Consider the following 16,558-nt stretch of genomic DNA (forward strand, 5'->3'; position numbering starts at 1 on the left):
AAAAAATGATAATTCAAAAAACTGAAAACTCCAGAATTTCTACATTTGACCCTAACAATTTTTCATTTGGTAGTACTTTCATCGATCATATGATCATTTGTGAGTATGAAAACGGAAAATGGGGTGATGTAAAATTAGTTCCTTACGGTCCGATTCCATTTACGCCTGCTATGATGGGAGTAAACTATGGACAAGCTTGTTTTGAAGGTATGAAAGCCTATAAAGACAAAGACGGGCAGGTTTTCCTTTTCAGGCCTGAAAAGAATTTTGAACGTATCAACAAGTCAGCGAAACGTCTTGCTATGCCGGAAGTGACTGAAGAAATGTTTTTAGACGGATTGAAAGCTTTGGTAGATATTGACAGAGAGTGGATTCCACAGGGGGAAGGAATGTCGCTTTATATCAGACCTTTGATTTTTGCTACAGAGGAAGCTTTGAAAGCAAGAGTTGCTAATAAATATATGTTTGCCATCGTTGCAACACCGGCACAGAGTTATTATTCAGAACCGGTATCTGTAAAGATCTCTGATCACTATTCAAGAGCGGCAAACGGAGGGGTAGGTTCTGCAAAGGCTGCAGGTAACTATGCGGCTTCTTTCTATCCTACACAGTTGGCCATTGAAGAAGGGTATGAGCAAATCATCTGGACGGATGATGCTACACACGAATATTTCGAAGAGAGTGGTACAATGAACGTGTTTGTCAGAATCAACGATACGATCTATACACCGCCAACATCTGAGAAAATCCTTGACGGAGTAACAAGAGACAGCTTCATCCAGTTAGCGAAGAAAAGAGGTATCGAAGTGAAAATTGAACCGATTGCGGTAAAAACTGTAATCGAAGCTTTAAAGAACGGTGAACTTAAAGAAGTATGGGGAGTAGGTACAGCAGTAGTAACCACTCAATTCCAGGCTTTAGGATATCAGGGAGAAAAACTTGCGCTTCCGAGATTATCTGATGAAGAAAGCTATGCGGCTATCCTTAAAAAAGATTTGGTAGATTTACAAACCAACTTGTCTGAAGATCCGTTCGGATGGAGAGTAATGGTAGATCACGTATTGGAAACAGTATAATACTATTGATATAACGATATGAAAGCCGGGTTTTTCCCGGCTTTTTCATATATGCCTATTCACGTAAAATGGACGAAGAGTTTTTGGCTAAGATCAATGCGTTACAACATTCACATATTTCTGTGTCAAGTTTTGTAATTGATTCCCGAAATGTGTATTTTCGCAAAAGTTTATGAAAAAAATACTCTTCATATCAGCCATAAGCCTGTTGAGCTGTAACAGAAACGCACAGACGGCACATCCCCCTGTAGGTGGGGTTTTAAGCCAGAAAGATCTGGATGTTTCTAAGAACAGGATGAAAAATCTAAATGTCATAGAAAGAGGGCAGATTCAGGATTGGATCAGCAGTCAGTCTGTGAAGTATTATCCAACGCAGCTTAATTATTGGGTAACGGTAGAAGGCTATGATCAAAGAGAAAGAAGGAAAGATGAAACTACAATTTCCTATTCTTATGATCTGTATGATTTTGATCAGACGAAAATCTACGATCAGCCTTTTGAAAGAAGAGATGCCAGATTCGGACACTTTGATGAACTGAGAGCAGTGGAGAACGCTTTGCGTTTTATACATGATGGAGAGGAAGTAACACTTTTGGTACCGTCTTCTTTGGCCTACGGAACTTACGGAGACGAAAAGAAAATAGACAACGACATTCCATTAATCATAAAATTAAAAGCTTTATAAATACATGAAATTGTTTAACAAGAATATAATTCTGGCAGCGGCAAGTATTTCGCTGATGAGTTGTACCCCAATTTATAAAAAAATGAACGTAGACAAAGAAACTTACGAAGGTCTTAATGACGGACTTTATGCCAATCTTCAAACCACAAAAGGTAACATGATTGTGAAGTTTGAGGACAAGAAAGCACCAGTAACTGTAGCCAACTTTATCGGTCTTGCAGAAGGGAAAATCGACAACAAAGCTAAGGCTAAAGGAGTTCCTTACTATGACGGAACTATTTTCCACAGAGTAATCAAAGATTTCATGATCCAGGGAGGTGATCCTCAGGGAACAGGAATGGGAGATCCTGGGTATAAATTCGAAGACGAAAGAAACGACCTTAAACACACAGGGAAAGGTATTCTTTCTATGGCGAATTCAGGACCAAATACCAACGGTTCTCAATTCTTTATTACTGAAGTAGCTACACCTTGGTTAGATGGAAGACATACGATCTTCGGAAAAGTGGTAAAAGGAAATGAGGTAATTGATGCGATTGCGAACGTTGAAAAAGGAGCTCAGGACAAACCTAAAACAGATATCGTTTTAGAAAAAGTTTCTGTTTTCAGCAAAGGTGATGAGTACAAGCACTATGATGCAGCTAAAACTTTCAATGAAGGAAAGGCTAAAATCGCAGAAAACAATAAAGCTTTCATCGCTAAAGAAGAAGCTGAAAAGAAAAAAAGAGAAGAAGAATTCAAAGCTAACCAGGAGAAATTGGTTGAAAACCTGAAAGCTGGTATGCAAAAAACTGAATCAGGCCTTTACTATAAAATTACAAAAACAGCTGACGGTAAAGCTCCAAAAGCTGGTGACAATGTATCTGTACACTATGCAGGTAAACTGGTAGACGGAACTGAGTTTGATTCTTCATTCAAGAGAAACGAACCTATCGAAATTCCAATCGGAATGGGAAGAGTAATCAAAGGATGGGATGAAGGTATCCTGTTATTGAAAGAAGGTGAAACTGCTACATTACTGATCCCGCCTGCAATGGCTTACGGAGAAAGAGGAGCAGGAGGAGTGATCCCGCCAAACTCATGGTTGGTTTTCGATGTTGAGCTTGTAAAAGTAAAATAATTGAATCTTCAAAATAGTATCAAAAGCTGTCCGAAAGGATGGCTTTTTTATTGGCCTCAAATACATTCTGTAACGATTGGCATACAGGTTACGACACATTTTACGATATGGAAAGATTAACCGTTTTCCAGTAAAAGTAATTTTAAACTTTATAATAACCATTCAGCCATGAAAACCCAATCACTTTTGTTTCTGTTCGTTCTGCTGTCAATGAAGACTTTTTCACAGACTAAGACTAATCCTGACGATCCAGCGATAAAAAAATCACTTACTTATTTTGTCAACAGCATTCAATCCAAACAGATAGATCAGGCGGTAAGCGGCATATATCCAAAATTCTTCACCATAGTGTCAAAAGAGCAAATGACCCAGATTTTGAATATGACTTACAATAATCCATTTATGAAAATTGAAGTAGAAGATCTGAAGTTTGGAAATATTGAAAAGCCTGAACTCATAACCGGGGAATATTTTTCTATTACCCCTTATTTTTTGAAACTGAAATGCAATGTCAGTTCGTTAAATGATGATATGAAAAAGAGAATGAACGGTGCTTTGACAGCCAAATACGGAGCAAATAATGTGAAATATGTCGCCAGCGAAGGTTCATATCTCATCAACGCTGCTATGAAAGCCTGTGCGATTTCAAAAGATAAAAAGGCATGGAAATTTGTTATTCTTGAAAAGGAATATAAGAAAGAACTGGTGAAGATCTTACCCAAGAAAATTCTGGATAAGTTCTAAAGAATAAACATTAATTTTTACATTGAATCGTACCGTCCCGAAAAAGACGGTTTTTTGTTTTTGTAAATACCGTAGAAATACGGATTTCGGCAAGGCTTTATTACCTCTATCTTTATCATGCACTTAAAAGAACAAAATAAAAAAATATGTTTGACCTGAATTACGACCAGATAAAGAAGGAAATAGAATCTGAAGTATGCAAAGAACACAATAGGCATCCGGAATTTGTAAAAACAGATGAAGGTTTTGGAATAAAAGCCTGCTGTGAACCATTCAGAGAAGAACTCGTTGAAAAGTCAGGGAAAATGATTGAAGAAGAAACAAAGAAGATCCTTGAAGAAATGATGGAGGATCTGTTTAAAGAATAAGTTTTTACGATGTTAAGATAACTTTGTTATCGCCAGAGCTGCTCCGGATGGAGTGGCTTTTTTTGGAAATACTGAAAGATATAATATGGTGTAGGACACGGTAACAAAAAACCACCCCAAAACAGGGCGGTTTTTTCAGTAAAAATAAATTGAAAGTTATATGTTCTGTTATCTTTTCTTCATACCCGTTCCGGCTAAGGAACTGATGAATACAAGGCCAAACCCGATATAAGCGGCAAATGCCGTCAGGTATATAATTAAGCTGTTAAAGCTTGGTTCTAAGGCGTATACCAACACAGAAAATGCAGCAAAACTTAACACCAGCATTAGGCTCCATATATGCAATTTTGCAGCATCTTCATTTCTCTTAAAAATCATTTCAAAAAAGGCTCTCATCATTACTAACATTTTAAGGGTTATACATTAATTTATAGCATAAAGGCGCACTCATCACGGTAAAAAGAATATATTCCTTTACTGGGCTAAGGTTCACGATGACTTTGCCATTTATTTATATCGCAATACCGGGCTGAAAGTCCGGGATATTTTTGTTTTTTTTGAATCAATCAATGATTCCTGGTTATTGTGATACCAGTCAGATACGGGTGCAAAACTGCTGTGAAAAACTAACGGGGGTTAATTAATCACGAGCCCGTATCTTTTACGGCATCGTAGAAAAAAAAGGATTCATATACTAGATATGAACTTGAATCAGTGGAAAAACTGAAAATCCACATAAAACCTTTTTTCTCATCCTTAGTGTTTTTTTAATTTTTTCTCAATATTTTACATGCTAATATCATGCCAAAGTTCTGTTTTTGCGATCAACACTTTGTTTCACGGGATTGATGAGAGCAGTGGTGAAGCTTTTTTTCTTCTGTTATTTCCTTAAACATAGAAAAATTTTCTGTTTTTTAAAGCTAATGCTAATGAACGAAGAAAATATTACGGGCGAGAAGTATTTTTATGTATTTAAAATAAACAACGAATAATCCAAATGTTTTTTTCACAAATTTCACTAATGGAATACTGTGAAATTTATTATGCATTACTATTAAAATAAAAAAACCGCCTTTAGAAAGACGGTTTCATATTTTACCAGTTTTTATCAATCATATAAATAATCTGAGTCAAAGCGGTGGCTCCTAATAAAAGCTCTCTTCGGTTTACCTTTTCAAAAGTATCTTCTTCCGTGTGGTGAATATCGAAATATCGCTGAGAATCAGGCATCAGCTCAGCAGCTGGAATTCCCATGTCGTGAAGCGGATAAAGATCTGTTCCTGAAAACCGCTCTTCAAAATTATAAACTCCGTAAGGAAGGAATAAATTCGACCAGCTTTTAATCTGATTTCTTTTCGCATCATCCATATCCAGGGCAATACCCCTCGGTGCAAAACCTCCGGCATCTGTTTCAATGGCAAAAAGATGTTTTTCGTTTTTCTCTTTTACCGTTTTGCCGTACTGGATTCCGCCTTTTACTCCGTTTTCTTCATTGGCGAAACAGACAACCCTGATGGTGTGGTTATTCTGAATACCCAACTTTTTAAAGGTTCTTAAAACCTCAATGCTTTGTACAATTCCGGCTCCGTCATCGTGGGCTCCTTCACCTACATCCCAGGAATCAAGGTGTCCGCCGACAACAATAACACTCTGGTCTTTTTTACCTGTGATTTCTCCAATAACAGAGTGGGAGAGCTTTTCTCCTTTCATTCCGCAGTTGGAGTTTAGTTTTGCATTAACTTTCTGTTTTTTCAGTAAAGCTTCCAGTTCATCTGCAGTCGTGCTTCCAATGGCTACCGCAGGGATTTTGGAAACTTTGTCTTCATAACGCATTGCTCCGGTGTGAGGTATATCATCAAAAGCAGAGGACAGAGATCTTACGATGGCAAATTTGCCTCCTTTTTTAGCGGTTAAAGAAGCGGCGGTAGTTCTGTATTTGGCAGCATCACCATAGGCTTTGAAAGTCTCTACAAATGACTGGCTGAAAGGGTAGTTGAAGAACACGATTTTATCTTTCACTTTTTCAGCAGGAAGTCTGTCATATTCTTCCATAGATTTTACCATGATGATTTCTCCCGAAACATCTTTGCCTCCGGTTCCTTCGGAATTTCCAAGGGAAAGCATTTTAAGGCTTTTCCATTTTCCGTTGGAAGTCTGGATGTTCAGAGATTCTTTTCCTCTTACCCAAACCGGGATCATCACTTCCTGAAGCCATACTTTATCAGCTCCGGCATCACGAAGTTTCTGTTCTGCCCATTTTACAGACTTTCCATAGGCTTCGGATCCGCTTAAGCGGTGGCCTATATTTTTTGTAAGCTCTCTAAGCTCTGTATATCCTTTTCCGTTGTTCAGGATTTCTGTAGAGATTTTTCTGAACTGTACAGAATCTTCTTTAGACTGGCCAAATGCAGCCATTCCAAAAAGTAATAATGAAGTTCCTAATATCTTTTTCATTGTTTACCAATTTTTGTCAATCATATAAATAAGTTGTGTCATTACCGTAGAACCTAATAATAATTCTCTCCGGCTGACTTTTTCAAAAGTGTCTTCTTCGGTATGGTGAATATCAAAATAGCGTTGCGGATCCGGTACCAGTTCAGCTGTGGGAACTCCCATTTCGTGAAGCGGGGCAATATCTGACCCTGAATATTTTCCTTCAAAGTTGTAAACGCCATAAGGTAAAAACAGATTCACCCAGCTTTTGATCTGGTTTCTTTGGGGTTCATCCATTTCGAGGGAAATTCCGCGTGGCGAAAAACCTCCGGCATCGGATTCAATAGCGAAAATATGTTTCTCGTTCTTCTCTTTGGCGGCTTTACCATATTGTTTTCCGCCTTTTGTTCCATTTTCTTCGTTGGCAAAACAAACTGCGCGGATCGTATGATTATTCTGAATCCCTAATTTTTTAAAGGTTCTTAATACCTCAATGCTCTGCACAATTCCGGCTCCGTCATCATGGGCTCCTTCGCCTACATCCCAGGAATCAAGATGTCCGCCGACAACAATAATATTTTGGTCTTTTTTACCTGTAATTTCACCAATAACAGAGTGGGAAAGCTTTTCTCCTTTCATGCCACAGCTGGAATTGAGTTTAGCAGTAACCTGATGATTCTTTAATAATGCTTCAAGTTCATCAGCTGATGTATTTCCGATTGTTATAGCTGGTATTTTGGAAATACTTTCGTCATAGCGCATGTTACCTGTGTGCGGAACATCATCGAAAGCAGAGGAAAGAGACCTTACGATGGCAAATTTCCCTCCTTTTTTAGCCGTTAATGAAGCGGCAGTTCTTCTGTAGGGGTTTGCATCACGATAAGAAATGAATGTCTGTACATTTTCCTGACTAAAAGGATAGTTGAAAAACACAATTTTATCTTTCACTTTTTCAGCAGGAAGTCTGTCATATTCTTCCAGTGATTTTACCATGATGATTTCTCCGGAAAGATCTTTTCCTCCGGTTCCTTCAGAATTTCCAAGGGAAAGCATTTTTACACTTTTCCATTTTCCATTAGAAGTTTTAATCTGTAATGATTCTTTTCCTCTTACCCAAACCGGAATCATCACTTCCTGAAGCCATACTTTGTCAGCTCCGGCATCACGAAGTTTCTGGGCTGCCCACTGTACGGATTTCTCATAGGCTTCTGAACCACTTAAACGGTTACCTATAGTTTTGGTAAGTTCTCTCAGTTCATTGTATCCTTTTCCGTTGTTCAGAATTTCTGTGGAGATTTTTCTGAACTGGACAGAATCTTCTTTAGACTGACCAAATGCGGACATTCCAAAAAGAAGTAATAAAGTTCCTGCTATCTTTTTCATTGTTACCAGTTTTTATCAACCATAAAAATCATCTGTGTTATGGCGACAGCTCCAAGAAGAAGCTCTCTTTTATTTACTTTGTCAAAAGTATCCTGTTCGGAGTGGTGATAATCAAAATATCTCTGGGTGTCTACCACAAGCTCTGCTAAAGGAATATCGAGTTTTTTTAAAGGCGAAATATCCTGAATGGCTTCTGTCTGGTCAAAATCATAGACGCCATAAGGCAGAAAATATTCTTTCCAGGGATACACCAGTCTTCGTCTTTGAGGTGACATGTCTAAAGAGAATCCTCGTGGAGAATATCCTCCGGCATCAGTTCCTAAGGCAAATACGTGTTTTTCGTCTTTCTTTTTTACATATGCTGCATACATCTCACGACCTTGCCCTCCGTTTTCACTGTTGGCATATAAAACTACGCGGATGGTGTGGTTATTTTCATATCCAAGTGCTTTGAGTGTTCTTAACACTTCGATGCACTGCACAACGCCAGTTCCATCATCTACTGCACCTTCACCAATATCCCACGAATCCAGCTGAGCACCTAAAACAATTACTTTAGAATCTTTTTTACCTCCAATTTCAGCAATGATATTGGGATTTGTAGTGTCACCTTTTGATTCGGCGGTCATATTGATTTTAGCTGTGACTTTTTGTTTCTTTAAGGTTTTCTCCAATTCGTCTGCAGATCTTACACCAATTGATAAAGCTGGAATTTTAACTTTATCATCTGGTTCGTAATAGATCATTTTGGCATGAGGAGTATCATCATTGGCGGTGGTCAGTGACCTTATAATTAATGCTTTTGCACCTGTTTTAGCAATTACCGATGCAGAAATTAATTTTGATTTTGCAGCCTGTAAATAGGAATCACTTGTATTAATAATTTTCGGGTCCATGGGAACATTCACAAAAACTATTTTATCTTTTAACTGGCCTATTGACATGGTATTCAGCTCTGATGTGGAATTGATTAAAACGATTTCGCCTACCAGATCTTTTCCGCCTGTTCCTTCAGAATTTCCGAAAGAAAGCATTCTGATGTTTTTCCAGTCTCCATTTCCGGCTTTGATTTGTAAAGATTCTTTTCCTCTGATCCAGACTGGTGCTTTAGCTTCCTGTCTCCAGATCATATTAATCCCGATTTCCTTGAATTTTTTTTCTGCCCATTCTACAGCTTTTGCATACCCGGGAGTGGCGCTGAAGCGGGGACCGATTCTTTTGGTAAGTTCTCCGAGATTATCATAAGCGGTACCGTTGGTCATAATTTCATCTGAAATTTTTCTGAACTCATCATGATAGTTGAATTTGGCAACAGTACCTTTTTTTGTCGGGTTTTTAAGTGGTTTTTTCTGAGAAAATAAAAATCCACTCAAAAAGAGTGGAAGTATAATGAATATTTTTTTCATTTTTTATTTACTTATCTTTTCCGTTGATAAAAGTAGGGAAAAAATAGTAATTTATTAAGGTTTCATGTCGTACATTAATAAAGCAGTAATTAATTTTGGCTCAATAAATGTACATTTCGGAGGCATACTTAATTTTAAGTCTGAAATTTTAATCATGTCATTAAAACTTACAGGATAAATTCCAAAACCAACTTTACCTTCACCATTGTCTACCTTTTCTTTTAAAAGATTGATTCCATTGATATTGGATGTTCCTTTCACATAAGAAATAAGCTCAGAACTGTCCGGATCTTCAATTTTCAGAATGTTTTTGAAAATATACTTATCTAAAAGATGGTGATCCAGATTATCCAGAGACATTTCTTTGGAACGAAGATCATGCTTCACGTGAAGAGAATAGAACTTCCCATCCATATACATTGAAATATGGAATTTTTGAGAAGGGTAGTATGATGCTTCTCCTTTTTCGTGAATCAGGAAATATTTCTCAAGTTCTTTGAGGAAATCTGCCGGAGAAATACCATTCAGGTCATGTAAGATTCTATTGTAATCATGAATCTTTATTGACTGGTTGGAAACAATGAAACTGTATACAAAGTTGTAATGCTCTGTACCATTATGTTTCTTGTTTTTCTCCTTATGGTATTTTGCATTGATTGCTGTGGAACCAATTCTGTGGTGTCCGTCGGCAATATAAAACGAATCAATCTGATCAATCACTTCTTTAAATTGCTGTAGCTTCAGACGGTTATCTATTCTCCAGATTTTATGTCTGATACCCATTGAATCTACATGATTGAAGATGGGAACATTCTTTTCCTCATGATTCATCAGCAATTCAATTTTTGAATTGGCAGGGTAGGTAAGAAGCACAGGTTCAGCCTGCAGATTTACTTTTTCAAGGTAGTGAGCCAGTTTTTCTTTTTTCTGCGGGATGGTACTTTCATGTCTTTTGATTTTTCCATTCCAGAAATCTTCGATACTTGCCAATCCCAGAAGTCCTCTGAACATCTGTTTGTTGGGATAGATCTGCTCATAAAGATAGTAGGATGAATTGTCCTGGACCAATTTCTTTTCTTCCAGAAGTTCTTCAAAGGTGGAACGGATCTTTCGCAGGTTCCGGTCAATATCTTTAGATTTACTTACAACATAGGGTTTAATCATATTGATGTAAGTATTTTCAACTTGAGCTTTCTCCGCAATCTCTTCCTGGGTGAAATTATCCAGTGGATGGGTAGGGAAAGTACTCTCAAAGTCTCTATGAGGTCTTATTCCACGGAAAGGTTTAAAAACAGGCATATTTATCTTATAGTTTCTTTTTGTAGCTTAATAATTTGTTCTGCAAGTTCGATACCGATTTTCTCTTGCGCATCCACCGTACTGCCGCCTACGTGAGGGGAAAGTGATAATGCGGGGTTCATCAGTAAAGGCAGTTCCGGGTTGGGTTCGTTTTCAAAAACATCCAGTGCCGCTCCGGCTACTTTTCCTGACTCGATAAAATCGATAAGGGTCACTTCGTTGATGACACCTCCTCTTGCAGTATTTACAATATAGACTCCATCTTTCATTTTTTCAAACTGAGGGGTGTCTATAATATACTCATTCGTTTTCGGCGTATTGATACTGATGAAATCTGCATCTTTAAGGAATGCATCCATATCATTGGTGGAAGTGATTTCAAAGTTCACAGACTGTCCGTTGAAGAAGTTCAGTGTAAGAACTTCTGTTTTCGGGCTTCTTGTCAGAACGGTTACTTTCATTCCTAAAGCAATTCCTATTTTTATAACTTCCTGGCCAATGCTTCCAAAGCCGATTACTCCTAATGTTTTTCCTGAAAGTTCATACGCATTACTGAATGACTTTTTCATGGCGTTGAAATGAGTTTCTCCTTCCAATGGCATCAGTCTGTTGGACTCGTGAAGGAATCTCGCCAGTGAAATAAAGTGGCCAAAAACCAGTTCTGCCACTGATTTTGAAGATGCTGTAGGTGTATTGATTACTTTGATGCCTTTACTTTTGGCATATTCTACATCAATATTGTCCATTCCGATACCGCCTCTTCCGATAATCTTAAGGCCCGGACATGCATCAATCAGATCTTGTCTTACTTTCGTTGCACTTCTTACCAGAAGAACATCCACATTATTATCGTTGATAAAATTAATAACGTGATCCTGAGCCACTCTATTGTCCAGAATTTCAATTCCGGCTTCTTTTAGAGTATTTTCTCCTGCTTTTGAAATTCCGTCGTTTGCTAAAACTTTCATGAGTTATTGTATGATGTTAGATTGAAGATGTCAGAAGTTAGATTTTGAGGTCTGTTATCTGACATCCTTTGTCTGATATCCTTTTATTTTTCGGTCGCCTAATATAAGCTATTTTATTGACTTCATTACATCCACCAAAACCTGTACACTTTCGATAGGTAAGGCATTGTATAAACTAGCTCTGTATCCGCCCAGGCTTCTGTGTCCGTTTAACCCGCTGATCCCTGCTGCTTTCCATGCATTGTCAAATTCTTCTTTCTTGCTTTCGTCTGTAATTTTGAAGGAAACATTCATGAGTGAACGGTCTTCTTTTACGCAGAAAGTTTCGAATAACGGATTGTTGTCGATTTCATCATATAAAAGTTTGGCTTTAGCTTCGTTTCTTTGTTCTGCAGCAGCAATTCCTCCGTTTCTTTCAAGGTACTGAAGGGTAAGTAAAGAAGCGTATACAGGGAATACCGGTGGAGTATTGTACATAGATTCTTTAGCAATGTGCTGAGAATAATCCAGGATAGAGAACATGTTTTCTCTTCCTGTTTTACCAAGAATTTCTTTTTTGATAACCACCAGAGTAACTCCGGCAGGTCCCATATTTTTCTGAGCTCCGGCATAGATAAGGTCAAATTTAGAGAAATCCAGTTGTCTTGAGAAAATATCAGAACTCATATCACATACCATCAGTGTATCCACTTGAGGGAAAGATTTCATTTGAGTTCCATAAATGGTATTGTTGGAAGTACAGTGGAAATAATCGTATTCTGCACCTACCGTATAATCTTTAGGAATAAAAGAATAGTTTTCTTCTTTTGAAGAACCTACTACATCCACTGTTCCTACTTTTTTTGCTTCCTTAATGGCTCCGGCTGCCCATGTTCCTGTATCCAGGTAAGCTGCTTTTCCTCCTACTTTCATCAGGTTGTAAGGAACCATTGCAAACTGCAGGCTGGCACCACCTCCTAAATAAAGTACTTCATAATCATCACCAAGATTCATCAATCTTTTTACAATGGCACGCGCTTCATCCATTACCGCAACGAAATCCTTGCTTCTGTGAGAAATTTCAAGGAGAGACAATCCAATACCGTTAAAGTCAAGGATAGCCTGTGCTGATTTTTCAAATACCTCTTGTGGTAAAATACATGGTCCTGCGCTGAAATTGTGTTTTTTGTTCATATTTTTATTTTTTGGGTGCTTCGGGACTTGGATATCCTTCTGCTTTATTTTGATTTAATTGGATTTTGGGTTAAAAAAACCGCCTCACAGATGATGAGACGGAATTTTTTATTCGCCGTGTAAGAATGCTTTTTTATTAAGAAGAGCTTCTTCAGACTCTACATGATCTTCATCAGGCACACAGCAGTCTACAGGGCATACCGCTGCACACTGAGGTTCTTCATGGAATCCTTTACACTCTGTACATTTGTCTGTTACAATAAAGTATACATCATCACTTACAGGTTCCTGCGGTGAATTGGCATCTACCGTAAGTCCCGACGGCATCGTAATCGTACCTTGAAGAGCCGTACCGTCAGAAGCTTTCCAATCTACAGCTCCTTCATATATTGCATTATTTGGACATTCCGGTTCGCAAGCCCCGCAGTTAATGCATTCATCAGTTATTTTAATAGCCATCGCTAATTTTTTTTAAATTTGCACAAAATTACAAAATTTTACCCAATTTTAAAGTAATTATGAATACCGAAAATCAAGTTTTAGGACTTATTAAATTAAGTAGTTATATAAAAGCGTTTTTAGCTAAGAAACAGGAAGATCACAATGAAGATGATGCTGATATCGAATTATTGTTAAAAAGATCTGAAATAGAGAATCCGTGGTTTACCATTGATAATCAGAAATTTGCTTTACAGCAATGGACAGATCTTCTGACTGAAGAAAATATCAAAAACTGGCTTGGAAATTATTCAATCTCTAAAATTTCTAAAAGAGTTGGACTCATTTTAGCCGGAAATATCCCTTTGGTAGGGTTTCATGATGTAATGTCTGTTGTTTTAAGCAATCACATCCCTGTCATTAAGCTGTCTTCAAAGGATAAGTACATGATTCCGTTTTTATTAAAGAAGTGGAATGAATTTTCCAATGAAAATGTAGTTTTTGAATTTGTCGAAAAATTAGAGAATTTTGATGCCGTTATTGCTACCGGAAGTAATAATACAGCAAGATATCTGGAATATTATTTTAAAAATCACTTAAATATTATCCGTAAGAACAGAACTTCTGTGGCGGTGTTGAAGGGAGATGAAACGGATGAAGAACTGCAGCTTCTGGCGAAAGATATTTTCCAGTATTTTGGATTGGGATGCAGAAATGTAACGAGAATTTTTATTCCGCAGGATTTTGTGATTGACAGGCTGTTTGAGAACTTCTTAGGATTCCAGGATATTATCAATCATAACAAATATGCCAACAATTATGATTATAACAGAGCGGTTTATCTTTTAAATCAGGATAAATTCTGGGATAATAATTTTGTAATGCTGAAAGAGGATGATAAGCTTTTCAGTCCGCTTTCTGTAATCAACTTCAGCAGATATGAATCCTTGGATGATGTGAAAAGCTTTATTGCAGAAAATGAAGAAAATATTCAGTGTGTAGTGGCGAAAGGAGAGCTGGAACTGAATGCTATTCCGTTTGGTGAAGCTCAAAATCCAGGCCTTGATACCTATGCAGATAATGTAGATACAATGAAATTTTTAGAACTGGTCTGATTTTCGTATCTTCCATCACTTATTTCACCAGAACAAAAATGAATACTATGAAAAAATTATTGTTGGGACTTGCTCTTGTGGGCGGACAGCTGGTTTTTGCACAGAAAGTAACAGGTGCAAAGGTTGGAAACAGTCCTGAAAAGGAAGTGCAGGCCACTATAAGTAAGGAAAAGGTCAGTTTGTATAATGATAACTTCCAGAAGTTCATTGTTGCTTTACAGGCTTCAGACCGTACGGCTATTGATGGATTGATTTCTGAGAAGGTAAAGGAAATTGTGACGGATGATGTGCTTAAGAAAGTCAAAGACGGTATTGATCCCAACAAAAAACTTGAAGTCTTAAAGGCCGGATATTATAAAACAATGGACGGAATCAATCACCCGAGTATTAAATACAAATATGCAGGAGAATCTTCCAGGGAAGTTATTACCGCTGTATTTGAGGATGACGGAAAAATTCTTGGGGTATTGCCTTCAAAATAAGACTTAATTTATTTTCGATTAACAAAAAAATATTAACTATGATGACAGATGTTTTAGTCGCTCATTCTTCGGATGTGGAGAAGGCGAATTTTTACAAGAAGACCTATTTGCATGTTGCTTTATCTATTCTTGCATTTATTGGAGTTGAAACGATATTACTAAAAACGGTTCCGAAGGAAATTATATTTATGATGTTTGGTCAGAGATACATCTGGCTGCTGGTTATCGGAGTTTTCTGGTTAGCGTCTGTTCTGGCTTCTAAATGGTCTCTTTCACAGAGTAAATCTACCCAATATTTAGGGTTAGGATTTTACATTCTGCTGGAAGCCATTATCTTTATGCCTCTGCTATTTATTGCTACTAATATTGAAGGTGGAGCGAATGTGATCTTCCAGGCTGCGACGTTAACTGTTGCTATGTTTGCAGGTATTTCTGCAGTAGCATTCACTTCTAAAAGAGATTTTTCTTTCTTAAGAAATATCATTATAATCGGTGGATTTATTTCCATTGGATTAATTGTAGGAGGGATGATCTTCGGATTTAACCTTGGGTTGTGGTTTTCTGTTGGAATGGTGATTTTAGCGTCAGCTACCATTCTATATCAGACAAGCAAATTAAAAGATTCCTATGGAACGAATCAGTATGTAGGTGCAGCATTGCAGCTTTTTGCTTCGATTATGCTTTTATTCTGGTATATCCTAAGCATTCTGATGAGCAGAAGAAACTAATTGATAAGTTGTCCTAGCTTTAAAAATATAGTCCCGGTGATTTTTCATCGGGATTTCTTTTTTTTATTTAAACACAAAATTTAAACACAAAGTTTACAAATGTTTTCACGAATAAACACAATTTAATAATATCAATAGAAATGGGCTTTAGCCCGTTTTACTTTAAATAAATCTTTTCCAACGGCTTCAGCCGAAACTTATAATAATATTTAAATATATTTTGCCCACAGATTCCACAGATTAACACGGATGCTTGCGTATATTTATTTGTGTTATTTGTGAAACCGCTCGTGTTATTCGTGTTTTAAACCAAAACCCAAAAAATCCTGATGAAAAATATCACCGGGATTTTAATTGGTTATTCTTTACAATATTGATGCAACTATCAGCCTCATGTGACCGGTTAAAGTCCTCTGAAGTACATTTTACAGTTGAAAAAAAATTCTAAAGAATAGAAAAAAGTATAGTAATGAGGAGAACCTCAGGTATTGTATAGTTTGTGTTTTTACAGTCTTTAGATTAAAAATAATCGAAAGAAGTTATTTGTCAATTGATCCTAAAACCTTCTGAGCAAACGAGTTTAAAGCATCTTTCTCGCTCATTCCGTTTTGTACATTAGCGTGAACTTCCAGCGCTCCGCAGATGTTGGTAATCAATTCTCCTGCAACATTCAGATCTTCTTCACTTGTTCCTCTGAACTCGCAGAAACTTTCCAGTACTTCTAATGTTTTTTCAAGGTTTTCAGGAGTCTGATTTTGATAAAACTGTCTGATTACGGGTAATTTCATTATGCTAATTCGTTAAAAAGATTAATTAAACTTTCTGCCTGGTTAGACTGAACCTGGTTCACCAGTTCTCCGTTTTTAAAGATGGCGAAAGTAGGTAAGTTGTCTACTTTTGCTAATTTTCTGCTTTCAGGAAGCTTTTCAGCATCTACATATAAAAATGGAATAGAGTCATTTTCAGATGCTAATTTTTTGAATTTCGGCTTCATGATTCTGCAGTTTCCGCACCATGTTGCGCCATATTGAACCACTACTTTTTCGTTTTCGTTAACTATATTCTGTAATGTATCTTCGGTTAATTCTGTGTACATAAGTTTATTTTTAAAAAATAAACAATGTAACAATCTAAAAAATT

The 16,558-nt window shown here is 37.2% G+C and carries 18 protein-coding genes; 8 read left to right on the forward strand and 10 right to left on the reverse strand.

The window, feature by feature from the left end:
- Positions 1-5 precede the first annotated feature (5 nt).
- The 5 genes from PZ898_RS01325 to PZ898_RS01345 all read left to right on the forward strand — a co-directional run bounded on the left by PZ898_RS01325 (position 6) and on the right by PZ898_RS01345 (position 3,993).
- The gene (locus PZ898_RS01325; protein ID WP_277694593.1) at positions 6-1,076 is read left to right on the forward strand and encodes a branched-chain amino acid aminotransferase; all 1,071 of its coding nucleotides are present in this window, start codon (positions 6-8) and stop codon (positions 1,074-1,076) included.
- A gap of 172 nt (positions 1,077-1,248) precedes the next feature.
- The gene (locus PZ898_RS01330) at positions 1,249-1,761 is read left to right on the forward strand and encodes an FKBP-type peptidyl-prolyl cis-trans isomerase (RefSeq protein ID WP_062670348.1); all 513 of its coding nucleotides are present in this window, start codon (positions 1,249-1,251) and stop codon (positions 1,759-1,761) included.
- Positions 1,762-1,843: 82 nt separating this feature from the next.
- Positions 1,844-2,881, forward strand: a complete 1,038-nt coding sequence (locus PZ898_RS01335; RefSeq protein ID WP_228436759.1) for a peptidylprolyl isomerase — start codon at positions 1,844-1,846, stop codon at positions 2,879-2,881.
- 168 nt (positions 2,882-3,049) lie between these two features.
- Positions 3,050-3,625 carry a hypothetical protein gene (locus PZ898_RS01340; RefSeq protein WP_110011646.1) on the forward strand — a complete coding sequence of 192 codons (576 nt, stop codon included), beginning with the start codon at positions 3,050-3,052 and terminating at the stop codon, positions 3,623-3,625.
- A gap of 146 nt (positions 3,626-3,771) precedes the next feature.
- Entirely contained in the window at positions 3,772-3,993 is a 222-nt protein-coding gene (locus PZ898_RS01345; RefSeq protein ID WP_123278453.1) for a hypothetical protein, read from the forward strand.
- 168 nt (positions 3,994-4,161) lie between these two features.
- Here the strand turns inward: PZ898_RS01345 and PZ898_RS01350 are convergent, their stop codons facing one another.
- The 8 genes from PZ898_RS01350 to PZ898_RS01385 all read right to left on the reverse strand — a co-directional run bounded on the left by PZ898_RS01350 (position 4,162) and on the right by PZ898_RS01385 (position 13,114).
- On the reverse strand, positions 4,162-4,392 hold the full coding sequence (locus tag PZ898_RS01350) for a hypothetical protein (protein WP_277694594.1): 231 nt from the start codon (positions 4,390-4,392) through the stop codon (positions 4,162-4,164).
- Between the two features lie 696 nt (positions 4,393-5,088).
- Positions 5,089-6,447 carry a M20/M25/M40 family metallo-hydrolase gene (locus PZ898_RS01355; protein ID WP_277694595.1) on the reverse strand — a complete coding sequence of 453 codons (1,359 nt, stop codon included), beginning with the start codon at positions 6,445-6,447 and terminating at the stop codon, positions 5,089-5,091.
- A gap of 3 nt (positions 6,448-6,450) precedes the next feature.
- The gene (locus PZ898_RS01360) at positions 6,451-7,809 is read right to left on the reverse strand and encodes a M20/M25/M40 family metallo-hydrolase (protein ID WP_277694596.1); all 1,359 of its coding nucleotides are present in this window, start codon (positions 7,807-7,809) and stop codon (positions 6,451-6,453) included.
- A 2-nt stretch (positions 7,810-7,811) separates the two neighbouring features.
- Positions 7,812-9,215 (reverse strand): M28 family peptidase, encoded by a 1,404-nt coding sequence (locus PZ898_RS01365; protein WP_277694597.1) that lies wholly within the window; start codon positions 9,213-9,215, stop codon positions 7,812-7,814.
- A 54-nt stretch (positions 9,216-9,269) separates the two neighbouring features.
- Positions 9,270-10,514: a DUF1015 domain-containing protein gene (locus PZ898_RS01370; RefSeq protein ID WP_123278449.1), complete on the reverse strand. Its 1,245-nt coding sequence runs from the start codon at positions 10,512-10,514 to the stop codon at positions 9,270-9,272.
- A gap of 2 nt (positions 10,515-10,516) precedes the next feature.
- Positions 10,517-11,482: a D-2-hydroxyacid dehydrogenase gene (locus PZ898_RS01375; protein WP_120230843.1), complete on the reverse strand. Its 966-nt coding sequence runs from the start codon at positions 11,480-11,482 to the stop codon at positions 10,517-10,519.
- Between the two features lie 108 nt (positions 11,483-11,590).
- Positions 11,591-12,655 (reverse strand): 3-phosphoserine/phosphohydroxythreonine transaminase, encoded by a 1,065-nt coding sequence (gene serC / locus PZ898_RS01380; protein WP_062670328.1) that lies wholly within the window; start codon positions 12,653-12,655, stop codon positions 11,591-11,593.
- 108 nt (positions 12,656-12,763) lie between these two features.
- Positions 12,764-13,114, reverse strand: coding sequence for a 4Fe-4S dicluster domain-containing protein (locus PZ898_RS01385; protein WP_034698512.1), 351 nt, complete (start codon positions 13,112-13,114; stop codon positions 12,764-12,766).
- 59 nt (positions 13,115-13,173) lie between these two features.
- On the opposite strand from PZ898_RS01385, the gene PZ898_RS01390 reads away from it, so the two are divergent.
- Genes PZ898_RS01390 through PZ898_RS01400 form a run of 3 tightly spaced genes read left to right on the forward strand, consistent with a single transcriptional unit; the run spans position 13,174 to position 15,418 of the window.
- Positions 13,174-14,208, forward strand: a complete 1,035-nt coding sequence (locus PZ898_RS01390) for an acyl-CoA reductase (protein WP_062670326.1) — start codon at positions 13,174-13,176, stop codon at positions 14,206-14,208.
- A 47-nt stretch (positions 14,209-14,255) separates the two neighbouring features.
- On the forward strand, positions 14,256-14,690 hold the full coding sequence (locus PZ898_RS01395) for a peptidylprolyl isomerase (protein ID WP_228432307.1): 435 nt from the start codon (positions 14,256-14,258) through the stop codon (positions 14,688-14,690).
- A gap of 38 nt (positions 14,691-14,728) precedes the next feature.
- On the forward strand, positions 14,729-15,418 hold the full coding sequence (locus tag PZ898_RS01400) for a Bax inhibitor-1 family protein (RefSeq protein ID WP_277694598.1): 690 nt from the start codon (positions 14,729-14,731) through the stop codon (positions 15,416-15,418).
- Between the two features lie 539 nt (positions 15,419-15,957).
- Here the strand turns inward: PZ898_RS01400 and PZ898_RS01405 are convergent.
- A complete protein-coding gene (locus PZ898_RS01405) occupies positions 15,958-16,206 on the reverse strand; it encodes a hypothetical protein (RefSeq protein WP_002980002.1) in 249 nt (82 codons plus the stop codon).
- A complete protein-coding gene (locus PZ898_RS01410) occupies positions 16,206-16,514 on the reverse strand; it encodes a thioredoxin family protein (RefSeq protein WP_062670320.1) in 309 nt (102 codons plus the stop codon). The genes PZ898_RS01405 and PZ898_RS01410 overlap by 1 nt, the downstream gene beginning before the upstream one ends.
- Between the last annotated feature and the right edge of the window lie 44 nt (positions 16,515-16,558).

The sequence above is a fragment of the Chryseobacterium sp. WX genome, from assembly GCF_029542485.1.
Classification (GTDB): Bacteria; Bacteroidota; Bacteroidia; order Flavobacteriales; family Weeksellaceae; genus Chryseobacterium; species Chryseobacterium cucumeris.